Genomic DNA, 6555 nt, shown 5'->3' with positions numbered 1-6555 from the left:
AGAGCGAGATGCCGACCGTGGCCTTCAGCCACTCCTCGGCGCACAGCCGCCCGCGCCCGCTGCCGGGACACCGGCCGCCGCCCCGACCCAGCCCAGGACGCCCGATGAGCACGCCCCGCCCGATGCCGCAGAGCGCCGCACCGACCTGGCAGGCGGCGCCCGGGTCGCCGTACCCCGTCTACCACTCGCCGATCCCCGTGGTGCGCACGCACCTCGGGCACGCGCTCGCCTCCGAGTGGACGAAGATCCGCTCCGTGCGCTCCACGGTGTGGACGCTCGGGGTGTTCGTGGTCCTGGTCATCGGCATCGGCCTGTCGGTCGCCGCGCTGATCGCGGGCAACGCCTCGCCGGAGAACCTCTCCGAGGAGAACCCGCTGCCGTTCGGCTTCTTCGGGCTGCTGCTCGGCACCATCTGCGTCATCACGCTCGGCGTGCTGACCACGGCGTCGGAGTACGGCACCGGCATGATCCGCACGACGATGACGGCCTGTCCCAGCCGTAGCCGGGTGCTGGCGGCGAAGTCGATCGTGTTCTTCGCCGTCGCGTTCACGGTGACGCTGGTGTCGACGGTGCTGGTCGCCCTCGCGGACGTGGCGATCGTCGACGGCGCCCGCGAGCCGTCGGCCGAGGAGTGGCTGAAGGCCACGGTCGGCATCTCGCTCTACATCGCGCTGCTCGGTCTGCTGTCCCTGATCGTCGGCTCGGTCATCCGGCACTCCGCGGGCGCGATCACGATCATGATCGGGCTCGTGCTGGCCCCGCTGGTCATCGCCCTGTTCATGTTCGCGGAGTCGCTCAGGACCCTTCAGGAGGCCCTGTTCGAGTACTCCGTCCCGAACCAGCTCAGCGTCTTCTACGCGCAGTCGCTCAGCACCTCGGGACCGTCCGGCTGGGACCCGCTGTGGATCATGCTGGGCGTGACCGCGGTCGCGTACGGCGGTGCGCTCGCCCTGCTGGAGAAGCGGGACGTGTAGGCCGCGGGCCGGGCTCAGAACCTCGGCGCGTTGCGGGACCGCTGCACCCGCGTGGTGCGGCGGTCCTTCGCGTTCCAGCACGCCCTGTGCCAGTGGCGGCGGTCGTCCACACCGCCGTGGCCCGGCCAGGCCACGACGTGCGGGACGCCGTCGGGGATCGTCTGGTCGCAGCCGGGGCAGCGGTACGCCTTGCCCCGGGCGCTCGCGCCGGCCACGTGCCGGACGTTCCACTCCTCGCCCTGCCAGGTCTCGGCGGACTGCCAGCCGCCGTAGCGCCCCGGGCGGTCGCCCTCGGCACTCTGTCCGGACGTGCCGGCTCCCTTGGCTCGGTTGCGTCGCGGGGACACGGAACACCTCACGGGGCTCTACAGGATGCGTGGACCACGTCCAGCCTACGCGGCACGGACGGGGGCAGCCGTACGGCATGAATCCCCACAAGTCCCTCACCGCGGCCGTCGATTCTGCAGACAATCCGCAAATCCCTTCGCCAGGCCGTGTCCTCGGCACGTGTCGGACGGTTATGCCCGGTGGGGGAGCTCCGTGTCGGAGCCGAGGAAGCAGGAATCACCCATGCGCGTAGGAAGTTTCGTACTGGCGGCCCGGTTCCCGGGACAGGGCGACGGCGAGGCGCTGCACCGCGCGATCCGCTCCGCCGAGGTCGCCGAGGAGTCGGGGCTCGACTCGGTCTGGCTGGCCGAGCACCACTTCGTGCCGTACGGCACGTGCCCGTCCGCCGTCACCCTGGCCGCGCTGCTGCTCGGCCGCACCCGCCGGCTGGGGGTGGGCACCGCGGTCAGTGTGCTGCCGGCCGCCCACCCGGTCGCCCTCGGCGAGCAGGCCGCGCTGCTGCACATCGCGTCCGGCGGGCGGTTCTCGCTGGGCGTCGGGCGCGGCGGCCCCTGGGTCGACCTGGAGGTGTTCGGCGCGGGTCTGCGGGCGTACGAGGAGGGGTTCCCGGAGGCGCTCGACCTGGTGCTGCGCTGGCTGCGCGAGCCCTCGGTCGCGGGCACGGGCGAGCGGTTCGGCTTCCGCGAGGTGCCCGTGGTGCCCCGGCCCTCGGAGTGCCTCACCGGGGCCGGGGGCCCCGAGGTCGTCGTCGCCTGCACCTCCCCGAAGAGCGTGCGGCTCGCGGCCGAGCGCGGGCTGCCGATGCTGCTCGGCATGCATGTGGGCGACGAGGAGAAGGCCGAGATGGTCGCGCTGTGGCGGGAGCACGCGCGCGTGGCGGGACGGCCGGCGGACGAGATCCGCGCGGCGGCCCACGTGTCGGCCGGGGTCTGCCAGATCGCCGACCGGCGCACGGACGCGGTGGAGACCCTGACCAAGGCGATGCCGGGCTGGCTCCGCCAGGGCCTGGAGGCCCATGTGACGGTGGACGGCCGCCGTCGCACGATGCGCGACCCGCTCGCCTACACCGAACTGCTCTGCGGGCTGCACCCGGTGGGCACCCCGCGGCTGTGCGCCGACCGGCTGGCGGCGACCAGCGAGCGCACGGGCGTCTCCCGTTTCGCCCTGCTGGTCGAGGGTTCGGGCGACCTCGCGGCGACCGAGGAGAACGTACGGCGGCTGGGCGCCGAGGTACTGCCGCAGCTCGGCTGAGACAGCCGGCGCGCGGCGGCGCCGGAGGGCTTGCCGCCCCGGTACTGAATGCACCTCCCGCGTACGGAGCGGCAAGCAGGCGACCCACCGCCTCAGCAGTCCCGGAACTCCGGGGACTGGTTCAGCACCTGGCTGCGCGCCGAGGTGAAGCGGGACAGCGTCCCGTCGACCGAGGAGTCGAGCGGGAACACCGCCACCCGGTGGCAGTTCTGGAAGGCCAGTCGCACCCCGAAGTGCCGCTGCAGCGCGCCGCGTATCGCGTCGCTCGCAAGCGCACGCAGCAGTTGGCCGCGTGCCTGCTCGTCCGGCGGGGGCGTCTGGTTGTCGGCGAACGGTCCGCCGTCGACCTTCAGCTGAGCCACCAGGGAGCTGATCATCTCCCATGCGTAGGGCAGGGAGGTCCGGACGCAGTCGACGAATTCGGCTTCGTCGACCTCGCCTCGCTCGGCCTGTTCGAGTAGGGCCGGTGAGACGTCGAGCGACATGGGTTCTCCTCTCGCACCCCCGCCGCGGCGGGGGTTGCCGGACAGATGAGGGAGTCCGCGACGCCGGACACTCTGCGTACACGTCTGACGACCTCCCGTTCCATACCGTAGGCAACGTACGGTGACGGCACCAGGAGAACGCGTACATGCGCAGACCCCGTTGGGCTCACAATCGGCCAGAAACGAACAGGGGCAGTCCGGGGTCATCCGGACTCCCACAGGGCGGATCGCGTGGCCGGGGACCCGTCCAGTAGCGTTGCCGACCATGCGTCTCGTCATTGCCCGTTGCTCCGTCGACTACGCGGGCCGGCTCACCGCCCATCTGCCCCCGGCACCCCGTCTGATCCTGGTCAAGGCGGACGGCAGCGTCTCGATCCACGCGGACGACCGGGCCTACAAACCCCTGAACTGGATGTCGCCCCCCTGCACGTTGAAGGAGGGCGACGGCGAGCAGAAGGACGTCTGGACGGTCACCAACAAAGCGGGCGAGAAGCTGATCATCACGATGGAGGAAGTCCTCCACGACTCCTCGCACGAACTCGGCGTCGATCCCGGCCTGATCAAGGACGGCGTGGAAGCGCATCTCCAGGAACTGCTCGCCGACCGCATCGAGACGCTCGGCGAGGGCTACACGCTCATCCGCCGCGAGTACATGACGGCCATCGGACCGGTCGACATCCTGTGCCGGGACGCCGAGGGGCGCACGGTCGCGGTCGAGATCAAGCGGCGCGGCGAGATCGACGGCGTGGAGCAGCTCACCCGCTATCTGGAACTGCTGAACCGGGACCCCCGTCTCGCCCCGGTGCGCGGCGTCTTCGCCGCCCAGGAGATCAAGCCGCAGGCCCGCGTCCTCGCGACGGACCGGGGCATCGGCTGCCAGGTCCTCGACTACGACGCCCTGCGCGGCATCGAGGACGACAAGCTCCGGTTGTTCTGAGCGACGTCCTGTTCCGAGCGGCCCCGGCCCCGCCACGACGATGCTCGCGGCGGGGCCGTTCGCGTGCAGCGGCCGGGGCGGCGCGCGCCGACGGCACCGGAATCGCCGCGCTCTCCTCCGGCGTGAGACCGCCCCGGCCCTGGCCGCGGGCGCCCGCGGCCTGGGCGAGGGATCACCTCGTCCGGGGTGACGGTGCGGTCGACGCTGGCGTCGTGCCCGGTCCCGGGGCGCCCCGGAACGGTTCCCGGGACGCCCCGGGACCGGGTCCGCCGGGCCGCGGGACCTGTGCTCAGATCAGCGTGCCCGGATCGCCCGGTGATGCCGGGGTGCCGGGCTGCGGGGAGCCCGCCGTCGTGGTCGCGGGTGCGCCGGACGTCGCCGGGCGGCTCGCGGAGTCGGACGACTGCGTGGACGACGACGGCGGCGGCGGCGACTCGCTCGTGGACGGCCCGGACGTCGGCGACGAGGACGTCGAAGGCTCGCCGGTCGGCGACCCGGTCGGGGTCGGCGGCTTCGACGTGGGCGGCCTGGTCGAGCCGGAGGGCTTCGGCGTCGGCGGCTTCGGGGGCGTCGGGGACGACCCGCCGCCCGGCGCCTTCGTGCCGGACGGGTCGTCGGACGGCCCGGTCGACTCCGAGGGCGCCGGGTCGTCCGCCGTGCCCGGCATGCCGTCGGGGCCCGGGTCCGTCGGACGGCTGGTCGCCGTACCCGTGTCGCCCTTGCCGTCCTCGCCCTCGGCCTTGTCCGCGCCGAGGCCCTCGTCGTCGATGCCGGGGCTCGCGGACGGGTCGACGCCGACCTGGGAGGCGGGGCTGTCCTGTTCGCCCTCGGAGGTGGCCCCGAGCGTCACCACGGTGCCGAGCACGGCCACGAGCAGCGCGCCCGCGCCCGCCGCGACCAGGTTGCGCCGGGCGAAGCCGAGCAGCCCGCCGCCGCGCTTGCGCGGGGCCGCCGGGGACGGCGCGGGTGCCGTGGCCCGGTGGGTGACGAGGGTCGCGGTGTCACCGGCCCGGCCGGGCACCCCGCCCGCGGGCGACCGGGACTCCTCGCGGCGGGCGTCCGGCCCCTCCCCACCCGCCGTCGCGGCGAACGCGACGAGGCCGGGGGCGGTGCCGGAGCGGTCCGAGACGAGGGCGAGCGCGCGCCGGCCCGCGACCGTGCCGCGCTGGTCGGCGAGCCCTGCGCGCAGGCCGATGGCGGTCTCCAGCTCGGTACGGGCCCGGTCCAGCTGGCCGTCGCAGAGCGCGAGGATGCCCAACTCGTGGTGGAAGTAAGCCTGTTCGGTGACTTCGTCGGCCAGCCGGGCCGCCTCGGCACCGGCGCGCAGCGCACGCTCCCAGGCACCGGGGTGCAGCCCCGCGGCGAAGGCCGGGGCCACCGTGCGGGCCAGCCGCACGGCCGGGCTCTCCTCGTCCTCGGCGGGCGGCTGCGTGCCGGGCACGATCACCGCCAGCGCGGCGAGCACGGCGTCCGCCTCGGCGCTGACGCGCTCGGGGGTGACGGAGGGGTGCCCGGCCCACCAGGTGTAGTGGGTGGCGGCGGTGAGGGCGGTGTCCCGCAGGCCGTCGGCGTACCCGGCGCCCTCCAGCTGGACCAGCACGTCGGCCGCGAGGCGGTAGCGGGCGCCGACCGGCGAGACCAGCCCGGAGTCGGTCAGCTCGCCCAGGGCGGCGTCGGCGTGGGTGTCGCCGACGAGCGCGGGCAGATGGGCCTGGTGCGGCAGCTCGCCGCCGAGCGCGACGGCGAGGCGCAGGGCGGCCCGTGCCGAGGCACTGAGCCGCGAGGCGAGCAGGCTCGCCGGTCCCGCGGCCTCACCGAGCGAGGGCAGGGGCGACTCCTCGCCGCCGGAGTCGGCCAGGACGCTCCGCGGGACGGCGTCGGCGGGCGGGGCCTCCTCGAAGACGCCGTACTCGTCGACGGCCTCCGCCCCGGCCCGCAGCCGGTCCCGCTGCCGCAGCAGCGCACCGGCCTGGACGAACCTCAGCGGCAGGCCCTCGGACTCGAACCACAGGTCGCCGGCCCAGTTCTTCTCGTCCTCCGTGAGCTCCCGGCCCACGCCCCGCTCCAGCAGGTCCATGCTCGCGGCGCGGTCGAGACCGCCGAGGGCGACCTCCTCGACGTCTGCTCCGGCGGACGGCGCGGGCACGTCGGGGGTGGCGGCGACCAGGAAGGCGCACTCGGGGGTCGCGTCGATCAGCTCGTCCAGCGCGGCGCCGCCGAACTCGACGTCGTCCACGACGACGACCGCGCCGATCTCGCGCAGGCAGGCGAGCAGTTCGTCCTGGGCCGGGCGGTGCAGGGGCGCGTCGTGGACGGACCGGAAGAGGTCGTCGAGGAGGTCGGCGGAGGTGCGGCCGAAGCCGCTGAGGCGGACCACTCCGTCGGGGGCGAGGTCCGCGCAGTCCTCGGCGACGAGGTCGAGGAGGCTGGTGCGGCCCGCGCCGCGGGCACCGGTCAGGCGCACGGAACGCCCGCGGGCGAGCAGCCGTACGAGCTGTTCGCGCGCGTCCTGGCGGGCCAGGAGCGGCCGGGCGGACCGCGTGGGGCCGGGCGGGACGGG

6 protein-coding genes are annotated in these 6555 nt (G+C 74.4%); 3 read left to right on the top strand and 3 right to left on the bottom strand.

What is annotated here, in order from left to right; translation table 11 throughout:
• Nucleotides 1-104 precede the first annotated feature (104 nt).
• Nucleotides 105-974: an ABC transporter permease subunit gene (locus tag SZN_RS34405; protein ID WP_043734660.1), complete on the top strand. Its 870-nt coding sequence runs from the start codon at nucleotides 105-107 to the stop codon at nucleotides 972-974.
• Nucleotides 975-988: 14 nt separating this feature from the next.
• Here SZN_RS34405 and SZN_RS34400 read toward each other — a convergent pair whose 3' ends face one another.
• On the bottom strand, nucleotides 989-1321 hold the full coding sequence (locus SZN_RS34400; protein ID WP_007504348.1) for a hypothetical protein: 333 nt from the start codon (nucleotides 1319-1321) through the stop codon (nucleotides 989-991).
• Between the two features lie 223 nt (nucleotides 1322-1544).
• Between SZN_RS34400 and SZN_RS34395 the strand changes: the two genes are divergently transcribed.
• The gene (locus tag SZN_RS34395; protein WP_007504347.1) at nucleotides 1545-2573 is read left to right on the top strand and encodes an LLM class flavin-dependent oxidoreductase; all 1029 of its coding nucleotides are present in this window, start codon (nucleotides 1545-1547) and stop codon (nucleotides 2571-2573) included.
• Nucleotides 2574-2665: 92 nt separating this feature from the next.
• Here SZN_RS34395 and SZN_RS34390 read toward each other — a convergent pair whose 3' ends face one another.
• Entirely contained in the window at nucleotides 2666-3058 is a 393-nt protein-coding gene (locus SZN_RS34390) for an SCO5389 family protein (protein WP_007504345.1), read from the bottom strand.
• A 265-nt stretch (nucleotides 3059-3323) separates the two neighbouring features.
• Here SZN_RS34390 and nucS point away from each other — a divergent pair, with 265 nt between their 5' ends.
• Nucleotides 3324-3995: an endonuclease NucS gene (gene nucS / locus SZN_RS34385; RefSeq protein ID WP_007504343.1), complete on the top strand. Its 672-nt coding sequence runs from the start codon at nucleotides 3324-3326 to the stop codon at nucleotides 3993-3995.
• A gap of 289 nt (nucleotides 3996-4284) precedes the next feature.
• On the opposite strand, the gene SZN_RS34380 is transcribed toward nucS, so the two are convergent.
• Nucleotides 4285-6555, bottom strand: a 2271-nt coding sequence (locus tag SZN_RS34380; protein WP_007504341.1) for a P-loop NTPase family protein, incomplete at its 5' end; no start/stop codon positions are given.

Origin of the sequence: Streptomyces zinciresistens K42 (assembly GCF_000225525.1) — a bacterium.
Classification (GTDB): Bacteria; Actinomycetota; Actinomycetes; order Streptomycetales; family Streptomycetaceae; genus Streptomyces; species Streptomyces zinciresistens.
The sequence above is the reverse complement of the archived record's forward strand: the minus strand, read 5'-3'. Positions and strand labels throughout refer to the sequence as shown.